Source organism: uncultured Nonlabens sp. (genome assembly GCF_947495285.1).
Lineage (GTDB): Bacteria > Bacteroidota > Bacteroidia > Flavobacteriales > Flavobacteriaceae > Nonlabens.
Genome location: NZ_CANLXZ010000031.1, coordinates 1 through 18705, shown reverse-complemented (window position 1 = coordinate 18705; position 18705 = coordinate 1). Strand labels below are relative to the sequence as shown.

Here is an 18705-nt window from a genome sequence, read left to right as displayed (position 1 = left end):
ATTTATTCAACAATGAATCTTTTTACTACTGTTTGATTAGCCGTCTTTATCTCAATAAGATATATTCCAGATTTCAAGACATCTACATCCACTTCTTTATCTGTATTTCCTTTTATTACGGTTTGACCTTGTAGATTATATATCGCATATTCCATTTCCTTCTGATTAGAAGAAATAAACAATAATCCTTCCTTAACTGGGTTAGGATATATCGTAATGTTAGAAGAAGTTACAACTGTGGCATTACTGTAAGCATTATTTGCTACCTCTGTACTAACCAAGTTGATAGCGTCTATTGCAATATCTCCTTGCCACTGGTTAGTAGTCGTACCCACAAATCTAAATTTAACTGATCCACCAACGTATGTTGAGATATCAACAGCCGCCTCTTGCCATGAGTTGCCTTGATTACCTGATTCTGACCAAAGACTTGTCCAGGAAATTCCATTATTAGTGCTCGCTTGTAGTGTTAAACCACCCATTAATCTAGAACCGTACATGTGATATTTAAAACTGAAAGAAGCTTCAGTTGTACCAGACAAATCAAAACATGGTGAATCTAGATAGGTTGTTTTTGATGTATTGTTAGGAGCAGATGCTTCTAGATACATGTAAAAATTCCCTGCGCTGGCACTAGAAGGACCTGTATTATTTGAAGGTGTACCTCCAGAACGTCTCGTCCAGTCAAAGTCATCTCCTGTACCTTGAGACCAAGCTCCAAGTCCTGATTCAAAACCTTCAGTATAAGGAATTGCTACCGCATTAGTACATCCTGAAGATGGCACAGCTTGCGTGGTAAAGCTTACCGCGGTACTTTGAGCACTATTGTTTCCAGCTTCATCTTTTGCTCTTACTCTAATAACATAACTTGTAGAAGCAGTAAGTCCCGTTAAATTTGCTGTTGTACCAGCTATGGTACCTAGCAAGGAACCATCCATATAAACATCATAACTTACTACAGCTACATTATCTGTAGAAGCTACCCAACTAGCTGTCGCAGTATTTTGAGTTACCGCACTTATAACTAAGCTAGTAGGTACGGTAGGTGCGGTAGTATCTGCAGCTGTTGCAGTGATATTTACCGTATAATCTTCTACTTCTCCATAATCAAAACTACCACAAGAACTAGGAATAGCGTTATATCGCATTGCTACTCTCATACGTGTTGTACCAGAAGAGGCACCTGCAGGAATTGATATAGATCCAGTTGCCGGAGTAGTTTGAGAAGCGGCTGCACTCCACACTAATTCACCAGCGTCATCAAAATCGCCGTCCTGATTAAAATCGATCCATGCGGCATAACCCTCATTATATAAAGTCCCAGTCCATCTAGGAGTCACTGCTATGTTGTAGCTTGTTCCTTTAGAAACAGTTGTACTAACAGAAGTGAAATTTGTATAACCACCGGTACCAGCTGTACTAGCCTGATCGATGGTATTAAAAGTTACTCTGGATATGAATTCATCATTGGTACTATTACCGTTTGCCGCACAATATTGAACTCCCGTGGTTGAGAAACTTAATGTACTGCTGTAGCCACTAGTTGATGCATCTGGACACACGCTACGCACCTGCGCCTGGTATACTGTAGAAGCAGTAAGACCTATAAGAGTTGCACTAGTTGTTGTTGCTGTTCTTGTAGTCCATGCTGTTGTACCGCTTTTACGAAAGCGTACTTCATAAGACGTTCCCGTTACAGCGTTCCATGCAAGAGATGCATCTGTACTACTGGCACCTGTAGAATTAAGACCAGAAGGAGTTGTTGCGTTACAAACTGGTGCTTGTGCAGCTATTCCAGTAACAATTAAAGAATAATTCTGGCTTCCACCTACTAGTGTACCTTTATTTGTAACGGTGATGGTATATGTTCCAGAGGCATTACCTACTTCAATTCTTTCAAATGGATCACGAGAATTATCGCCTAGTCCATTAGTCGTTACACCTGTTAATCTCCATGGTGTATATGTCGTTCCCGATTTAGTTACTCTAATGTCTAAGTCATTAACCAGTCTCGCTGTGCTGCTATTTGCAGTTGTAGTGGCTGTACCAGGGCGATCTGTCCAAGAAATAGAAGCTACAAGATCTTCTAAGCCACTAGCGTTTACATTAATAGTATACGACTGCCCAGAAGTTAAAGTTAATTCTGTTATAGTAGATCCGTTACCGTTTGCAGTAATAGATTCTGCAGCTTTTTTAGTATTCATTAATCCCCATCCCCAAATAGCGTCAGGACCAACAGGTCCGGCATCATCTGCTGTATGAAGAGCGAGCCCTTTGAGAGTAGCTGCTCTCATATAAGAACCATTTAAATTATTGTAATGTTGCTGTAACAAGAGTAAAGACCCCATAACATTAGGAGAAGCCATAGAAGTACCTGTAATACTATTATAAGCTGTATCACTAGACTCATAGGTAGAATATACATTAGTACCATTACCTGTTAGATCTGGTTTGATACGTAAATCATCTGTAGGACCTTCACTACTACTAGAATTAATAGCTACAGAATTAAGTGTTCCATCTCCATTGATACTGGCGTCTTGTGCGTTTGCAATAACTAAGTTATTTTTGGCCACAGAAGTCCCTGATAGTTTATCATAAGAAGAGTTACCATTCAAAGGAGCTGGATTTACCGTATTATCATTTCCATCATTTCCAGCAGCCTTTACCATCATATAATAAGGAGCGTTAAACATAATTTCATCCCAATCTCTAGATTCGGCTATATAACCACCAAAGAAATAATCTGGTAATTGAGGACTACCAAATCGATCCCTTGCTGCATACCCATAAGAGTGGTTAGATAAAAGCATACCATTTGCCACTTGTGCAGTAACCTCTGCCTTGTCATTATTCCAGTCATGGCCTACAGCATTTGCTTTAGGAGCCATACCTTTTGCGTTTGCTTGCGCACCATAAGCAATTACCGTTCCCGTTACGTGAGCGGCATGAAAATTAAGCGTTGTAGAATTATCTCCTATACTAAAACGGTTAGATCCACCAGGTCCATCATATTCTTGGTGAGAAGCTCTAGCTAGACCTCCATCCCAGATATAACCGGTCATATTTTGTCCTTCTAGGTTAAGTCCTAGACCACCACCGTTATGAAGAAAATTTGCACGAGTAGATTTTGCTGCTGCTACATTACTTGTACTGTAATATATAGGGGTACCGCGTTCTATGCGCTGTATTTCTAATAAAGTACCGTCTTTTAATGTTTTTCTAACTAGTAAATTATTTGCACGAGCATAGTCTAGCGCCTCTCGTTTCTCCTGTTGAAAATGTGCCTTGAAACGCTGTTCTAAAGTTTTTAAGGCCGGTAAATCCATGCGACTTGTGATTACATCTCTCTCTTTTTGAGTCTGAGCAACCGTAGAAAAGCAAAATAAAGCGACAAACGACACGAACATACATTGAGTAATGTTTTTCATCTTTTAAAGTTTAAGGTTATTTAGAATCTCTAGATAAAACATATAACTGGTAATACGATAGATTTATGAACATTAATTTATTGTTTTCTTAACATTTAGGATCGGCATCAATACCAACATATTGATTTAGAGCTGTTTAATGAATTATTTTAAAATTAGGAACATTATGAATGAATATGCATTTAATCTATTAAAATTTTAAATAATTTGCATTTTAAAAAAAATATGTACCTAAAATTACGTAAATAACAATAGTTAAACACACCTTATGTCGATCCTTTGTTTTATTTTTACTTAACTGAGGTTAAATAATTTAACAATGGATTTAGATAAAGCGTTTGCATTAAATAAAGAGACTTGGAATATTAAAACTGATGTCCATTATGAGAGTGATTTTTATGATAGGCACGCTTTCGCGAAAGCGAGAAACTCATTAAACTCTTATGAATTAAATGCTCTAGGAGATGTGACCGGTAAAAGTTTGCTTCATTTACAATGCCATTTTGGACAAGACTCCTTGAGCTGGGTAAATAAAGGTGCTATAGTTACCGCCGTGGACTTATCTGACAAAGCTATCGATAGAGCTAGACTACTGAGTGCCGAATTAGAACTACCTGCAAAATTTGTGTGTTGCAACGTGCTAGACACCTCAGATTTTGTGAAAGAGCAATTTGATATAGTATTTGCTAGTTATGGAACTATAGGCTGGCTGCCCGATTTAAAACCATGGGCACAAATGATTGCAGAACGTTTAAAAAGTGGAGGCATTTTTTACTCAGTGGAATTTCATCCCATACCATGGATGATAGACTATATAGAAGAAGAGCCTTCTTTAAAATATCATTATGCACAAAATGAAGCTATTTATGAAGAGTACCCAGGCACCTATGCTGACCAAAAATCTGAGATGATTTCTAAAGAATACGGCTGGAATCATTCTTTGAGCGAGGTTATCCAATCCTTAATAGAAGCAGGATTAACCATAGAGCTCTTTGCTGAGCATGACGGCAGTCCTTACGACGTATTTCCTAATATGGAAAAACGAGAAGATAGTCTTTATTATATAAAGGATGGATTGTATCCTACGCTGTTTGAATTGAAGGCGAGGAAATGAAATTGAAATTGAAAGGAAAAATAGGATGGTCTAACTTATAATGTGTCGCCACAGAAAATAGATTTAGATATCGAAATATTTGAATATTAACTTACAGATTTAAAACACTCAAGAAATTAAAGATTGTTAAGCCTGCATGAAATGGCTAGAAAAAACGAAACCTTTTCCCCAGCCCATAAGGGTGCTATTTCTTTAAAATTCAATCTTGAACTTGAAAACTAAAAAAGTAACTTAGTAAATAATTGTGTAAAGTTTTCACTTCCTTTAGGGTTGGAGAATGAAAACTTATTGCCTAAAAGCTTTATACAATGACTTGAGAAATTAAAAACCCCTCTTCAAGGTAATGAAAAAGGGGTTTTTAATGTGGAGAAAGTCATAGCTTATGATTCTACTACCTCAGCATCTGGTGCATTTTTCATAACGCTCTCGATTCCGTTATCTCTAGCAGCTATAGATTTATACATCTCGCTTTTACCTATTACCTGACCGTTAGTTGCAGTTAGGTTAAAATACGGCTGGTCTGATTTACTGACTCCATTTACAAAGCGGTTCTCGTCTTGAGAATTTTTACGTACCGATTCAATTCCATTATCACGAGCAGCTTTGGTAGTGTAACCTTCGCTAGCAAGAATGGTCTGACCGTTAGATGCTTTTAATCTAAAGCGGTACTCGCCTGACTTATTTTTATAAATTTCAAATTTTCCCATGTCTTATTAATTTTGAGATAAAGGTAAACAGTTCTTTAAGAACAAAAAATTAAAACCTAGCAATCAAACCAGCATTGATACCAAAAGGATGTCCAGGTCTTAAACCAGCTGGTTGTCTTGAAACCGCATACTCATTATCAAAAACATTAATCACGTTTACTGTTCCAGTTAGATTCTTATTGAAATGATATCTTCCAGATACATCGACTAAGAAGTTGCGGTCTACACGCTCACTTGCTGCTATACTTCCCTTTCCTGCAACAGTTCTCATTTCTCCTACAAATCTTGCATTTGCATTAATATCAAACTTTGCATGCGATAATCCTGCAAGGAAATTCCATTGATTTTCTGCAATGTAAGGGATTTTGTCTCCTACCACTACTTCTCCATATACATCGCTATCAAAAGCGTTTTGGAATTCTGTTTGTGTATGTGTATAATTAAACGTTAATGGTACTGACCACTTGCTGTTGTTAGCAAGTAAATCATAAGAGAAGCTTACTTCTATACCAGCCACGTTCACCTCACCAGCATTAAACATATCTGTAGTACCGCCACCGCCACCAGCTGCGAGGTCACTTCCTAATAGATTACTGTAATCATTAAAGAATACGGTTGTTTCTCCTCTTAAACCGCCTAAAAGAAAACGAGATCCTAGTTCGTAGTTAATACTTTCTTCTGCATCTACGTCTGGTGCGCTTCCTGGAGGCGAGAATCCTTTATGAAGTCCACCAAAAAATGACCATAAGTTATTGATGCGGTAGTTTGCTCCTATTCCTGGAATAAATACATTTACAGAATTTTCACGAGAACTTAAATTTACTCCTGTACGATCTGGATCACTGCTTCCATAATTATCTCGAGTTAAGGTAATATCTTCATATCGCAATCCTGGAGTTAAAGTTAATTTACCAAAGTTGACTTTATAAAGAGCGTGTAAAGCAATTGCCTGCGCATCAGAAATACGATTTGCGTCTGTACCTCTGGTAGCTGGTGATGTTAGAGCCAGGTTTCCATTTTCAACACCGTACAAATCTACCCATTGATAACGGTCTTCTTGATCTGTGTGGTAACGCATTCCTATTTCTAGATCGCTTAAAACATCTGTACCAAATTTAAAATTTGCCTTAGTTTGTATTCCTCTAGAATAATATACTCTATTATTTGCTTTAACTCCAAAAACATCTTCTGCAGTATCTGCGCCATTTGCTACAGCAGCATACTCCGTAGTAAAAGTAGTAGGATCTTCAAGTAATCTGTTGATTTTTACCTTTCCATTTCCAGTATCTACATAATCTAGTTTGTACCAGTTTCTTTTAAAGTTATTAGAGTAAGCTGTAGTCTGAATAGTTATATTTTGAGCTGGTTTAATGATATGAGTCAGCTGGATTTGGTCATGTTCTGTAGTTATATTATCTGCAGCACTTGCTAGATATCTTCTATATGGATTTGTTTCAAAATCTTCGTCTGTAAGTCCTAAATAGGTTTCATTATCAAGTCCTTCACTGTACTGCAATTTTAAGGTTAAGGACTGCTGTATTTTTGCACTAGCTTTAGAACGGTAACTCAGTTTTGCGCTGTAATCATTACGGTCAAAACCAGTATTCCCACCACCATCGAGGTCTTTAAAACCATCACTATTAAAATTTAAAAATTCTGCAACGTAGCCCCATTGCTCACCACTATCTCCTATGCGCAATTCTGTCTGTCTAGAATTGTAATTCCCGACATTCATTCTGGCATAACCTTTTAAATTACTAGGTATAGAACTAGAAACAAAATTAATAGCACCACCAGTGGTAAAAGGTCCGTATTGCACCTGGCTACTACCTTTTAATACTTCTATGGCTTCCATACGTGCCACATTAGGAAAATAATAAGCCGCTGGAGCTGAGTATGGTGCTGGTGCGATAAGGACTCCATCTTCCATAAGAGTAATTTTTGAAGAACGCTCTGCCTGTGTACCTCTTAATGAAATATTAGGTCTTAACCCATAACCATCTTCTTCTGTAATGTTTACTCCTGGAATAGAAAGCAGGGCTCTATTTACGTCTGTATAATTAAACTTAGTAAGATCTCTTTGCGACATATAGTAAGAGGAGCCTGTTCTATTTTGCGCCTCAAACTTACTTCCTAATATAGAATTAGGCTTTAAATGAATGACTTGTAAACTTTGAACGGTATCATTTACCGTTTTATTTTGTGCAATCGATACATTAAAAATAAGAGCGCTAGCAAGAAATAAAAATATCCTTTTCATTTATTTAGATTAAATATAAATAGAGTTTCAAATTCGAGTGCAAATTTAAAACCCTTATTTAGATTAAATAAACATAAGGATGTTTTTTATCAATTGTTATTTCTTATAGCAAGCCTGATTCGTATAAGTTTACTATATGGAATTATTCTAAATAAGAAATTCACACAATAACAACTATCTGTTATTAAATTAGTTACATACTATTTTCACTATTCCGCTTTCGCGAAAGCGGAATTAAAAAATCAATTCTCTACTATATGAGCTTCAAACAATTCTACAAAATAGGTCTTGATCTTTTCCTTAATCTCATCCATATCCACCTCTCGTTTTAATTCTACCGCGAGAGAAGTAACAGCCTTATCTTCTATGCCACAAGGGATAATGTGATCAAAGTAACCCAAATTAGTATTTACATTAAAAGCAAAGCCATGCATGGTCACCCAGCGGCTAGCACGTACTCCTAAAGCACAAATTTTACGAGCAAATGGAGTACCTACGTCCAGCCATACTCCAGTCTCGCCATCGCTACGTTCTCCCTTAAGACCATAGTCTGCAAGTATTTTAATAAATACCTCTTCTAGAAAGCGCAGGTATTTATGGATGTCTGTAAAGAAATTTTCTAGATCTAAAATGGGATAACCTGTAATCTGGCCAGGTCCATGATAGGTAATATCACCGCCTCGATTAATTTTATAAAAGGTCGCTCCTATATTTTTAAGTAAACCGTCATTTGCCAGTAGATTCTCAAGATCGCCACTTTTACCTAATGTATATACATGGTCATGCTCTACAAATAGTAAATGATTTTGAGTCTCTAGACCTGCATCTTCTCTCCTGTTCTTTATTTTTGTGTCTAGAATTTCTTTAAAGAGATGTTCCTGGTAGTCCCAAGTTTCTTTATAATCCTTGCGCCCTAGATCTTGAAAATTTACTTTCTTATTCATGTTGCAAAGGTAAAAGTAAGTAATCAGTTTACCTTATAGTAAGAGATAGTATTTACCTATCTGGATTATTCAAAATAATTAATGCAGCAATTACACCAGGTATCCAGCCTAGTAGTGTTAACAAGAATACTATAATGATAGAACCACAACCTTTACCTATAACAGCTAGTGGTGGAAAAATGATGGCCAAAATAACGCGCCAAATACTCATACTTTAAAGTCTTTTAATTAATGGTAAGCAACCATGTACATATTAACGGCTAGCAAATTATAAAAAAGTCGTGTTAATAAGAGCTGCCTATATAAAAGACTTACAGAATTCTATTTTGTTACACGGTTATACCAAGTTATCTTTGCAAGCTTAATTCAAATAAACATTATGCAACTTTCTGAACAAGAAATCGTACGCCGTGAGAAACTCGGCAAGCTGCGCGAGATGGGAATAGATCCTTATCCAGCGGCACTTTATCCGGTAGATCATACGTCTAAAAAGATTAAAGCCGATTTTCAGGAAGGTAAACAGGTAGTAATCGCTGGTCGATTAATGCGCAAGAAGATTCAAGGGAAAGCCTCTTTTGGCGAGATTCAAGATGCAGACGGTCGTATTCAGGTTTATTTCAACCGTGACGAGATATGTCCTGGTGATGATAAATCTATGTATAATGACGTGTTTAAAAAATTACTGGACCTAGGAGATTTTATAGGTATTAAAGGTGAGCTTTTTAAAACACAAGTAGGTGAGATTACGGTTAATATTAAGGAATATACTTTATTAAGTAAATCTTTAAAACCATTACCACTACCTAAAACAGATGCTGAAGGAAAGACGTATGACGAGTTTAATGATCCTGAAATGCGTTACAGACAGCGCTATGCTGACCTTGCTGTAAACCCACACGTTAAAGAGGTTTTTATAAAAAGAACTAAACTTTTTAACGCAATGCGATCGTTCTTTAATGATCGTGAATACTTTGAGGTAGAGACTCCTATTTTACAACCTATTCCAGGTGGAGCGTCTGCACGTCCATTTATAACACACCACAACTCTCTAGACATGCCTCTTTATATGCGTATCGCAAATGAGTTGTATTTAAAGAGACTTATAGTAGGTGGTTTTGATGGTGTTTATGAATTCAGTAAAAACTTCCGTAATGAAGGAATGGATCGCACGCACAATCCAGAGTTTACTGCCATGGAAATCTATGTAGCTTATAAGGACTACAACTGGATGATGGACTTTACAGAAAAGTTATTAGAAAACTGTGCTGTAAAAGTAAATGGGGCAACTACCAGCCAATTTGGTGAGCATACTATAGAATGGAAAGCGCCTTACCCTAGAGTAACCATGCGCCAGTCTATCATTGATTTTACTGGGTTTGATATCCATGGAAAAAGTGAAGAAGAGTTGTTCGCTTTTGCAAAAGGGGAAGGAATAGAAGTAGATGCAACCATGGGTAAAGGAAAGCTTATCGATGAGATCTTTGGAGAAAAATGTGAAGGACAGTACATACAGCCTACTTTTATCACAGACTACCCTAAAGAAATGTCACCGCTATGTAAGCAACACCGCGATAATCCAGAATTAACAGAGCGTTTTGAATTAATGGTTTGTGGTAAAGAAATAGCAAATGCATATTCTGAATTAAATGACCCTATTGATCAACGAGAACGTTTTGAAGCACAATTAAAACTAGCAGACCGTGGTGATGACGAGGCAATGTTTATAGATCAAGATTTCTTGAGAGCTCTAGAATATGGAATGCCACCTACATCTGGACTAGGTATAGGTATGGATAGATTAATCATGTATCTTACAAATAACCCTTCTATTCAAGAAGTGCTTTTCTTCCCTCAAATGAAACCAGAAAACACAACTAGTGTAGAACTTAACGAAGATGAAAAACACGTTTTTGAACTTCTTTCTAAATCTGGTAAAATTGTACTATCTGCTCTTAAAGATCAGGCTGGTTTAAGCGGTAAGAAATGGGACAAATCTATTAAAGGACTTACAGGTAAAAAAGTCGCAAAGGTTTCTAAAACTGATGAAGGACTTTTTGTAGAAGTAACTTAAAACTTTACTACTCCATTTAAAACCTGCTGATTTGAATAAATAAGCAGGTTTTTTTTGTTAGATAATTTTATTTAAAGCTTTTAAATCAAATCCTAACCTGAAAATTTATCAATCTGTTTTAAGGTTTTTTAATAAAATACATTTTATCATGATCTATGCCGTTGTTTTAAATAATTAATATGAATACATTTGGCAAAATTTAAAAAACCACAAATGAAAAAAATTATCGCTCTAGCAGCTATTTTAATAAGCGCAGCATCTTGTCAAGAATCACAAAAAATAGCATTTGTAGACAGTGAAAAAGTTTATTCAGAGTACCAAGAAAAAATTGATCTTGAAGCAGTAATAATAAAAAAACAAGAAGATTTTAAAAAGAAAACAGATAGTCTAGGAAGGGCTTACCAGATGGAAGCTGCACCTATGCAAGCTAAATTTAGTAAACTAAGTCAGCAACAACAACAAAATAATCCTGAGATAATAGCATTTAGTCAAAAATGGCAAATGATAGAATCTCAGATGAAGGCTCAAGAGCAAGGTATGCAAGAGCAACTAGATGAAGATTTAAAAGAGTTAAATACTCACGTAGAAGAGTTTATTGCAACACATGCAAAAAAGAACAACTACTCCTTTGTACTAGGTAAAAATAACTCTGCCGCATTAGTTTATGGAAATGACGCTAGTAACATTACTGAAACTGTAATCACAGAATTAAATAAAGCTTATAACAGTAAAAATGATTCAGAACCGACTAGTGATGAATCATCTACTAAAACTGATTAATCTGCTGATAAAATAAACATTATCAAAAGTTTATACATTTTTAAAATTACAAAGTCATGCCTGGTGCATGACTTTTTTTTGTTATTTAATTAAACCTTATTGAAAATATCACGTCATAGAATGGTAACGTTAAAATATAAACACATGAAAAAGATATTGTTTTTATTAACTATTTTAAGTACTTGCTTCACACATGCCAATGATGTGAAAAAAGACCGTACTCCAGAGCAAATAGCCTCTATAAAATCTAAGAAAATGACTCTGGCCTTAGATCTAAATTCAACACAACAATCTCAAGTTGAAAAACTATTATTAATTCAAGCGAAAGATCGCAAGTTGAATAAAACAAAAAGAAAAGACAGAGAAAAACTCACTGAAGAACAGAAATTTGCTAGGCATGAAGCAGCTCTTGAAAAAAATATCGCAATGAAACGAGAGATGAAAAGCATCCTTAATGTAGATCAATATTCACAATGGCTACAAATGATGGCCAAAAGATCTAAAGGAAAAAAGAAAGGTAGTAGACACAGGAAAGGACGAGATCGTTAATAAAATAAAATCATAACTGGTAATCTTAAAGTAATTTACTAACAACACATTACCTTGCTTTTTTTTTACTAAAGCTGGATTCTTAATCGATTCCAGCTTTTAATTTATTGTCCAAACAAATTCTTATTTTCAGGAACAGGAAAACTACAATCATGAAAAAGATATTATTTACTGTAGCTGTTCTTACCAGCTCTATGACGTTTGCACAACTAAAAATAAACCCAGAAGAACCAGAATTAGAAAAAAACTACTCATAAAGTCGAATATTCTAATTCTAAAATCGATAGTAAAGTGACCAAAATAATGGATCTTACTTAATTAAAAACTAATAAACGTAACCTATTAACTAAAATGGTTGCTACTAAAGAAAGTAGACTAAGACAACTTGCTTTTAAGGGAAGAGAAGCTACTTGTGCTCCAGGTAGGAAAAACGATATCATAAATACTTATCAAACAGAATTAAAAGAACTTATAGGTGCATCTCACTTTACTACAAAGTAAAGTAAGTCCTGAATAGCTGCTATTTTATATAAGCATAAAAACCACTCTTAAATAGAGTGGTTTTTTTAAAACTAAAAATTGAAATCTAAATTTACCAACTAGCAACAACTTCCCTAGTCGCTTCTATAGTCTTATCTAGATCTTCATAACTCAATGCATCATTTAAAAAATAAGACTCAAAAGCACTAGGCGGTAAATAAATACCACGATCTAATAATCCATGGAAAAACTTCTTGAACCACTCATTATTACCAGTTGCAGCACTTGCAAAATCAACCACTTCTTGATCTGTAAAATGAACAGACATCATAGAACCTATACGGTTAATTTTATAATCTATTCCTTTTTCAGAAAGTACGGTGTCTATTCCTTTATGTAAATATTCTGTTTTTGCGGCTAGATTATCATAAACACCAGGATTATTATTTAAATGAGTCAGCATCGCAAGACCAGCACTCATAGCTAGTGGATTCCCGCTTAAAGTACCTGCCTGGTAGACAGGACCTAATGGTGCTAGATGATTCATAATTTCTTGACGTGCTGCAAATGCACCTACTGGTAAACCACCACCTATCACTTTACCATAAGTAACAATATCAGCTTTTACACCAGTAACCTCTTGTGCGCCACCACGAGCTAGTCTAAAACCAGTCATTACCTCATCAAAAACAAATAATGCTCCATGCTCATCACACAAAGATCTTATACCTTCTAAGAAACCGTCTTGTGGTAATACACAACCCATGTTACCAGCAATAGGCTCAATAATTACACAGGCTATTTCACCTTTATTTTGCTTAAAAATATCTGCAACTTGTTCTAAGTTATTAAAGTCTGCAAGTAACGTATCTTTTGCAGTTCCTTGAGTAACACCAGGACTGTTAGGACTACCGAAGGTAACCGCACCACTACCAGCTTGTATCAAAAAAGAATCACTGTGTCCATGATAGCAACCTGCAAATTTTATGATTTTATCACGCCCTGTATAACCACGTGCCAGGCGCACAGCACTCATACAGGCCTCGGTACCAGAATTTACCATTCTTATCTGGTCTACATTAGGCGCCATGGATACGGCTAGCTTTGCTATTTCACTCTCAATTGCAGTAGGCATACCATAAGAAGTACCTTTATTTGTAGCATTGATAATTGCCTCAACAACTGGTTCAAAGGCATGGCCTAAAATCATAGGTCCCCATGATGCGATATAATCTATAATCTGGTGCCCGTCTTCCGTTTGTAAATAAGCACCTTTTGCACGCTCTACAAATACAGGATCACCACCTACCGCGTTAAAGGCACGCACTGGAGAGTTAACTCCACCTGGAATATATTTTTTTGCTTCTTGAAAAAGCGCACTACTTCTTTGATATGTAAATGACATGAAAAATGTATAATTATTTAACGATAAGTATCTGACCTATACTTAATACGTTATTTTTTAATTTATTAAGATTTTTAAGTTTATCCACCGTTGTATTGTATTTCTTTGAGACACTATATAAGGTATCTCCTTTTACAACGACATGCTGCTTAGTAAATCTAGATGTATTATTTTCTTTTATCTCTTCTATAAGTCTAGGATTTTCATCCACAGCTTTACCTAAAGCGATATTATCATATTGATATAATTGATATCTTTCAATAAGACTTATTAATTTTTGAGGATACCTACTATCTGTAGCATATCCTGCTTTTCTTAAACCTCTAGCCCAGCCTTTATAATCGTCTTGATCCAGTTTAAAAAGTTGCGCATATCTTTTACGATCTTTTAAAAATAAGGAGTGATCGCGATAGGAATAACTCGCATCATTATATGTACGGAAACATTCTTGATCCTTATCATCATCATGATAAATACGGCCACCAGTCCAGCTGGCATGACATTTAATACCAAAATGATTATTAGCCTCTACAGCCAGTCTTCCTGTTCCAGATCCACTTTCTAAAACCCCTTGAGCTAGTGTAATACTAGCAGGTATTTGATAAAGCTTCATTTCCTTAATTGCGATATCCTTAAAGTCGTTTATATAATTGGCAACCTTATCCTTACCACGTGAGTTTGTATTTCTAGTTACTTTATCTTCATCTGCGGTTCTTGATGTTGTAGTCGTTTTAGGTCTTTTAGTTGTTATGCTATTTTTTGACCCACATGAGGTAAGAAGTATAACTAATACCATTAAAGAGCAAAGCAGTCTATAGTTGGTTTTCATAATTTATCTTGAGACGTCGTTTTTTTTCTAACACTTTGTTATAGCCAGTGATAGATTGTAAACCACCAGTATGGATCGCTAAAATACGAGTTTTCCCATTGATAACGCTACTCTCCACCATTTGTTCTATGCCATACATCATTTTTGCAGTATAAATAGGTTCTAGTGGTATTCCGCTTTCGCGAAAGCGAATATTCATATACTCTATCAATCGATCATCTGACTTTGCATAACCACCAAAAGCTATATCATCAATTACTTTAAATTCTTTTCTATGCGTATATTTTTTAATTTCAGAGCGCATAAAATCTCCCTTTAACGCAGAGAAAACCATCACTTTTTGATGTGGCGCAACGCTATTTATGATTCCAGCAGCAGTGCCACCTGTTCCTGCAGCTACACAAATGATATCATAATACTTTTTATCGCTTTCTGTAAGAATTTCTTGAGTACCCTTTACAGCCAGCTCATTAGTACCTCCTTCTGGAATATTATAAAAACTACCGTGTAAGTCTTTCATTTCTTGAAGAAAAGAATGTGTTTCTTTATCTCGATATTGCTCCCGCGTTACAAAATGAAATTTCATTCCATCTATATGTGCTTGCAATAAAGTATCATTTCCTCCGAGTGTTTTTTTAAGATCTGCTCCTAATTCTTCTCCACGTATAATACCTATCGTTTTAATCCCTAACAATTTCCCTGCAGCTGCGGTAGCCGCTATATGATTAGAAAAAGCACCGCCATAAGTAAGAATGGTATCCTGTCCTAATACTTGCGCCTCAAGAAAGTTGTATTTTAATTTACGTAATTTATTACCAGACACATCCTTATGTAACAAATCATCCCTCTTCATATCTATCTCTATATCTAGATCTCGATAAGATTTAAACTTCTCATTAAGAGAATTTTGAGAATTAAAAAGTCTATTCATATGCATACTTTTTACCATAGAATTTTAAAAAAGAAAACCGCTTTCTCTTTTTTAAATAATCTAAATCACTTTCATTTAGATAAGCCTCTCTTTCAAATACTATATTTCTATAAGAATCATCATGATTATACTTTAATCGTAGGATTAGGTATTCTAAAACGTACCAAATCAAAAATGGAATCACTAGCATTTCTAGTTGTTGTCTTGCGTGGATCCTTTCATGATTCATAAAAACTTGATCTTAATTTAAGGCAGTAGATTTTAAAATAAAAAAGCAACAACATTAAACCGCTCACATTTTTAAACCAAGAAATTTGAATAACAATCACAGTTCAAAGATAGTTAATTAATAAAACCCTTTTTGAATAGCACAATAACCACATGGTGCTAAAAAAAAAATTACAGCATACCATTACTAAATTGATGACTTGGAGAAATACAAATTTTCAAACAATGCTTTTAATCGAAAATAAATGCTTTTTAAGGATTGTTTTTATAATAGTAAGCGTAAATATTCGTTTATTTGAATGATTATTATGTTAAAATGTATGCTCATGATAAATTTTACTCTTTCAAAATTAAGTTTTTTCGCATTTTTATTACTCCTAGGAACTACCATGAATGCTCAGGTAGGAATAGGTACTGCTACTCCTAATCCTGATTCTCTATTAGATCTAGACACATCTACTACTATGGGTGGATTACTCTTACCACGTGCAGCTTTATCAGCAACAAATAATACCGCGCCATTAAGCAATCATGTCGCTGGTATGGTTATTTATAATACAGCTACTGCAGGCGATGTTACTCCTGGTTACTACTACAACGACGGTTCACAATGGTTACGTATTGCCGATTCTGATGGAAATGATAAATGGGACCTGTCTGGAAATGGTGGAACAAATGCTTCTACTAATTTTTTAGGAACTACTGATAACGTAGGCCTACGATTTAGAACAAATAACACAGAGCGTTTTGAAATCACTAACGATGGTCGCATCCTTGCATCACAAAGTGGTTCTGCGTCTAGTCCTTTATTTTCATGGTCTGGTGACTCTAATAAAGGATTCTACAGCCCAGGTGCAGATGAATTAGGTCTCGTCACTAATGGCCGTGAACGATTACGTATCCCTAATGCAAATGCTGTAAGAGCAATGGAAAATGGTACCAACGCCTTACCTTTTTATTCATGGAATAGTGATGCTAATCTAGGTATATGGAGAAGTGCAGGTGATCGTTTAAACATATCTGCTGGTGGTAGAGAAATGGTAGAGTTTAGAGAAAGCGGTGGAACGTCAGAAGTAGTTTTTAATGATAACAGCACAGATTCCAACTTTAGAGTAGAAACAGATAATCAGGCTAATATGGTATTTATTGATGGAGCAGATAATGCGGTAGGTATAGGAACTGATAGCCCTGCAGGCGCACTTGAAATCAACTCTGAAAATAGCGGTTTAGTATTACCTAGGGTGCGATTAACATCGATAGTTACGGCTGCACCAGTTATTAATCCACAAGGAGGAGCACTAGAACCAGGAACAACCGTTTATAATACAAATACTGCGGGAACACCTCCTAACAATGTTGCTCCAGGTTTATATTACTGGAATGGATCTAGATGGGCGGCCTATGCTGGTTCACCTGGTGGATTAGACTGGACATTAACAGGAAATTCAGGAACTTCACCTATTGCAAATTATGTAGGAACATCAGATGCTTTACCGCTTGTACTAAGTACAGATGGTGTTCCTAAACTGTTAATCAATGAAGGAAATGGTGAAGTTTATGTAAACAGTTTTAGCGCATTTGGTAGTTACAGCTATAGACCTAATTACATGCTTCAATCATATGGATCTGGAGTAGAAAATGCTATTGGAGGTTTTAGTACTGGAACAGGTTATGGGATACGAGGAGACAACACTGGTGGTGGAATAGGTTCAGCTGCGTTTTCAAATGGTAATGCAGCTTTCTATGGTATTGCTTCTGATGCAGTAGGTAACGGTATTCTTGCTTCTGGAGCAGGTGCTGCAATTTATTCATTTCCTGCGGTAGGTGTAGGTGGTATGTTTGCAGGAGAATACGGCGCTACTGGTCTAGGATCAACTGCTACTGGTACCGGAACTATAGGTATGGGACAAGGAAGATTAAATGCTGTGGTTAATCCTGATGGATCTGGAATGGCTGCTTCTGGAAATAGCATAGGGCTTTTTGCCTACGCAGGTCTAGGAGACGTTGATAATACTAATAGAGGTAATGCAGCTGGTGAATTTGTTCTAGATGCAGATGATGATACTAGCACTAACACCGGTAATGATGGAACACGAGCTAGAGCAAAATTAGCAGGATTTGATAATGTAACACCTGACGGCTCCCAAAATAACAGAAACAGTTATTACGGTGGATATTTTAGTGGTGGTAGTGAAAGCTCTAACACACCTAGCTATGCTTATGTAGGTATGCGTTATAGAACTAATGGGAATGGGAATGGAACAAGTGGTACTGGTCAGGATTATAAAGTAATAGGTACTGGTACTAATTCTACACTCATAGATGGTCCTGATGGAACTCCTAGAATTATGTTCTCTCCAGAAGCACCAGAAATTTTATTTCAGGATTATGGTGTAGGTCAATTACAAAATGGAACCGTTACTATAAAGTTAGATCCTATTCTTAAAAGTGCTATTCATGTAGATGCAAATCATCCGTTAAAAGTTTTTGTAACATTAGAAGGAGAATGCAATGGAGTTTATGTTACTGATAAATCTGGCGATGGTTTTACCGTAAAAGAATTACAAGGTGGAACAAGTAACGCATCTTTTTCATGGCAAATAGTTGCCAGTAGAGCAGATCGTGTAGCACCAGATGGTACAGTAGTATCTAAACACGTGGGAATAAGACTTCCTGAAGGACCAGGTCCTGTAGAAGAAAAACAATATAAAACAATAACCGTAAAAGCCCAAGGTGCAGAACGATCAAACACTTTAAACCAGCAAGTAACTAATAAGAACCTAGCTAAAACTCCAGCTGCTGGTAAACAATAAATCTTATAACTAGTAAATATGAAAGTCCTTCCACTCACGGAAGGACTTTTCATTTTCAAAAAACCCTAGTCAATAACAAGATGCATTTATACCATTTTTATTTTGAAAAGTCGTTATTTATAGTTATATTTATGGATGGCAAAACCGAAAGAATTTTTGATAA

The 18705-nt window shown here is 35.9% G+C and carries 14 protein-coding genes; 6 read left to right on the top strand and 8 right to left on the bottom strand.

The window, feature by feature from the left end; translation table 11 throughout:
• Positions 1-2: 2 nt before the first annotated feature.
• Positions 3-3431: a GEVED domain-containing protein gene (locus tag Q0838_RS11885; protein ID WP_298955343.1), complete on the bottom strand. Its 3429-nt coding sequence runs from the start codon at positions 3429-3431 to the stop codon at positions 3-5.
• Positions 3432-3750: 319 nt separating this feature from the next.
• On the opposite strand from Q0838_RS11885, the gene Q0838_RS11880 reads away from it, so the two are divergent.
• Positions 3751-4545: a bifunctional 2-polyprenyl-6-hydroxyphenol methylase/3-demethylubiquinol 3-O-methyltransferase UbiG gene (locus Q0838_RS11880; RefSeq protein ID WP_298955340.1), complete on the top strand. Its 795-nt coding sequence runs from the start codon at positions 3751-3753 to the stop codon at positions 4543-4545.
• 380 nt (positions 4546-4925) lie between these two features.
• Here the strand turns inward: Q0838_RS11880 and Q0838_RS11875 are convergent, their stop codons facing one another.
• From Q0838_RS11875 to Q0838_RS11860, 4 genes are all read right to left on the bottom strand, one after another.
• Positions 4926-5252, bottom strand: coding sequence for a YegP family protein (locus Q0838_RS11875; RefSeq protein ID WP_298955338.1), 327 nt, complete (start codon positions 5250-5252; stop codon positions 4926-4928).
• A gap of 49 nt (positions 5253-5301) precedes the next feature.
• Positions 5302-7512, bottom strand: a complete 2211-nt coding sequence (locus tag Q0838_RS11870) for a TonB-dependent receptor (RefSeq protein WP_298955335.1) — start codon at positions 7510-7512, stop codon at positions 5302-5304.
• Positions 7513-7754: 242 nt separating this feature from the next.
• Positions 7755-8456: a lipoyl(octanoyl) transferase LipB gene (gene lipB, locus Q0838_RS11865; protein ID WP_298955332.1), complete on the bottom strand. Its 702-nt coding sequence runs from the start codon at positions 8454-8456 to the stop codon at positions 7755-7757.
• Positions 8457-8508: 52 nt separating this feature from the next.
• Positions 8509-8667, bottom strand: coding sequence for a YqaE/Pmp3 family membrane protein (locus Q0838_RS11860; protein ID WP_015362843.1), 159 nt, complete (start codon positions 8665-8667; stop codon positions 8509-8511).
• A gap of 168 nt (positions 8668-8835) precedes the next feature.
• Here Q0838_RS11860 and lysS point away from each other — a divergent pair, with 168 nt between their 5' ends.
• The 4 genes from lysS (at position 8836) to Q0838_RS11840 (ending at position 12357) form a co-directional block, all read left to right on the top strand.
• The gene (lysS, locus tag Q0838_RS11855; protein ID WP_298955313.1) at positions 8836-10527 is read left to right on the top strand and encodes a lysine--tRNA ligase; all 1692 of its coding nucleotides are present in this window, start codon (positions 8836-8838) and stop codon (positions 10525-10527) included.
• Positions 10528-10740: 213 nt separating this feature from the next.
• Positions 10741-11307, top strand: coding sequence for an OmpH family outer membrane protein (locus Q0838_RS11850; RefSeq protein ID WP_298955308.1), 567 nt, complete (start codon positions 10741-10743; stop codon positions 11305-11307).
• 144 nt (positions 11308-11451) lie between these two features.
• Positions 11452-11856, top strand: coding sequence for a hypothetical protein (locus Q0838_RS11845; protein WP_298955305.1), 405 nt, complete (start codon positions 11452-11454; stop codon positions 11854-11856).
• 351 nt (positions 11857-12207) lie between these two features.
• Complete coding sequence (locus tag Q0838_RS11840) at positions 12208-12357, top strand: hypothetical protein (protein ID WP_298955302.1); 150 nt, start codon at positions 12208-12210, stop codon at positions 12355-12357.
• Positions 12358-12448: 91 nt separating this feature from the next.
• Here Q0838_RS11840 and hemL read toward each other — a convergent pair whose 3' ends face one another.
• The 3 genes from hemL to Q0838_RS11825 are packed head-to-tail and all read right to left on the bottom strand — an operon-like array spanning position 12449 to position 15501.
• Positions 12449-13741 carry a glutamate-1-semialdehyde 2,1-aminomutase gene (hemL, locus tag Q0838_RS11835; RefSeq protein WP_298955299.1) on the bottom strand — a complete coding sequence of 431 codons (1293 nt, stop codon included), beginning with the start codon at positions 13739-13741 and terminating at the stop codon, positions 12449-12451.
• Positions 13742-13754: 13 nt separating this feature from the next.
• Positions 13755-14570: a glucosaminidase domain-containing protein gene (locus Q0838_RS11830; protein WP_298955296.1), complete on the bottom strand. Its 816-nt coding sequence runs from the start codon at positions 14568-14570 to the stop codon at positions 13755-13757.
• Positions 14554-15501: a 1-aminocyclopropane-1-carboxylate deaminase/D-cysteine desulfhydrase gene (locus Q0838_RS11825; RefSeq protein WP_298955293.1), complete on the bottom strand. Its 948-nt coding sequence runs from the start codon at positions 15499-15501 to the stop codon at positions 14554-14556. The genes Q0838_RS11830 and Q0838_RS11825 overlap by 17 nt, the downstream gene beginning before the upstream one ends.
• A 554-nt stretch (positions 15502-16055) precedes the next feature.
• On the opposite strand from Q0838_RS11825, the gene Q0838_RS11820 reads away from it, so the two are divergent.
• The gene (locus Q0838_RS11820; RefSeq protein WP_298955290.1) at positions 16056-18542 is read left to right on the top strand and encodes a hypothetical protein; all 2487 of its coding nucleotides are present in this window, start codon (positions 16056-16058) and stop codon (positions 18540-18542) included.
• Positions 18543-18705 lie beyond the last annotated feature (163 nt).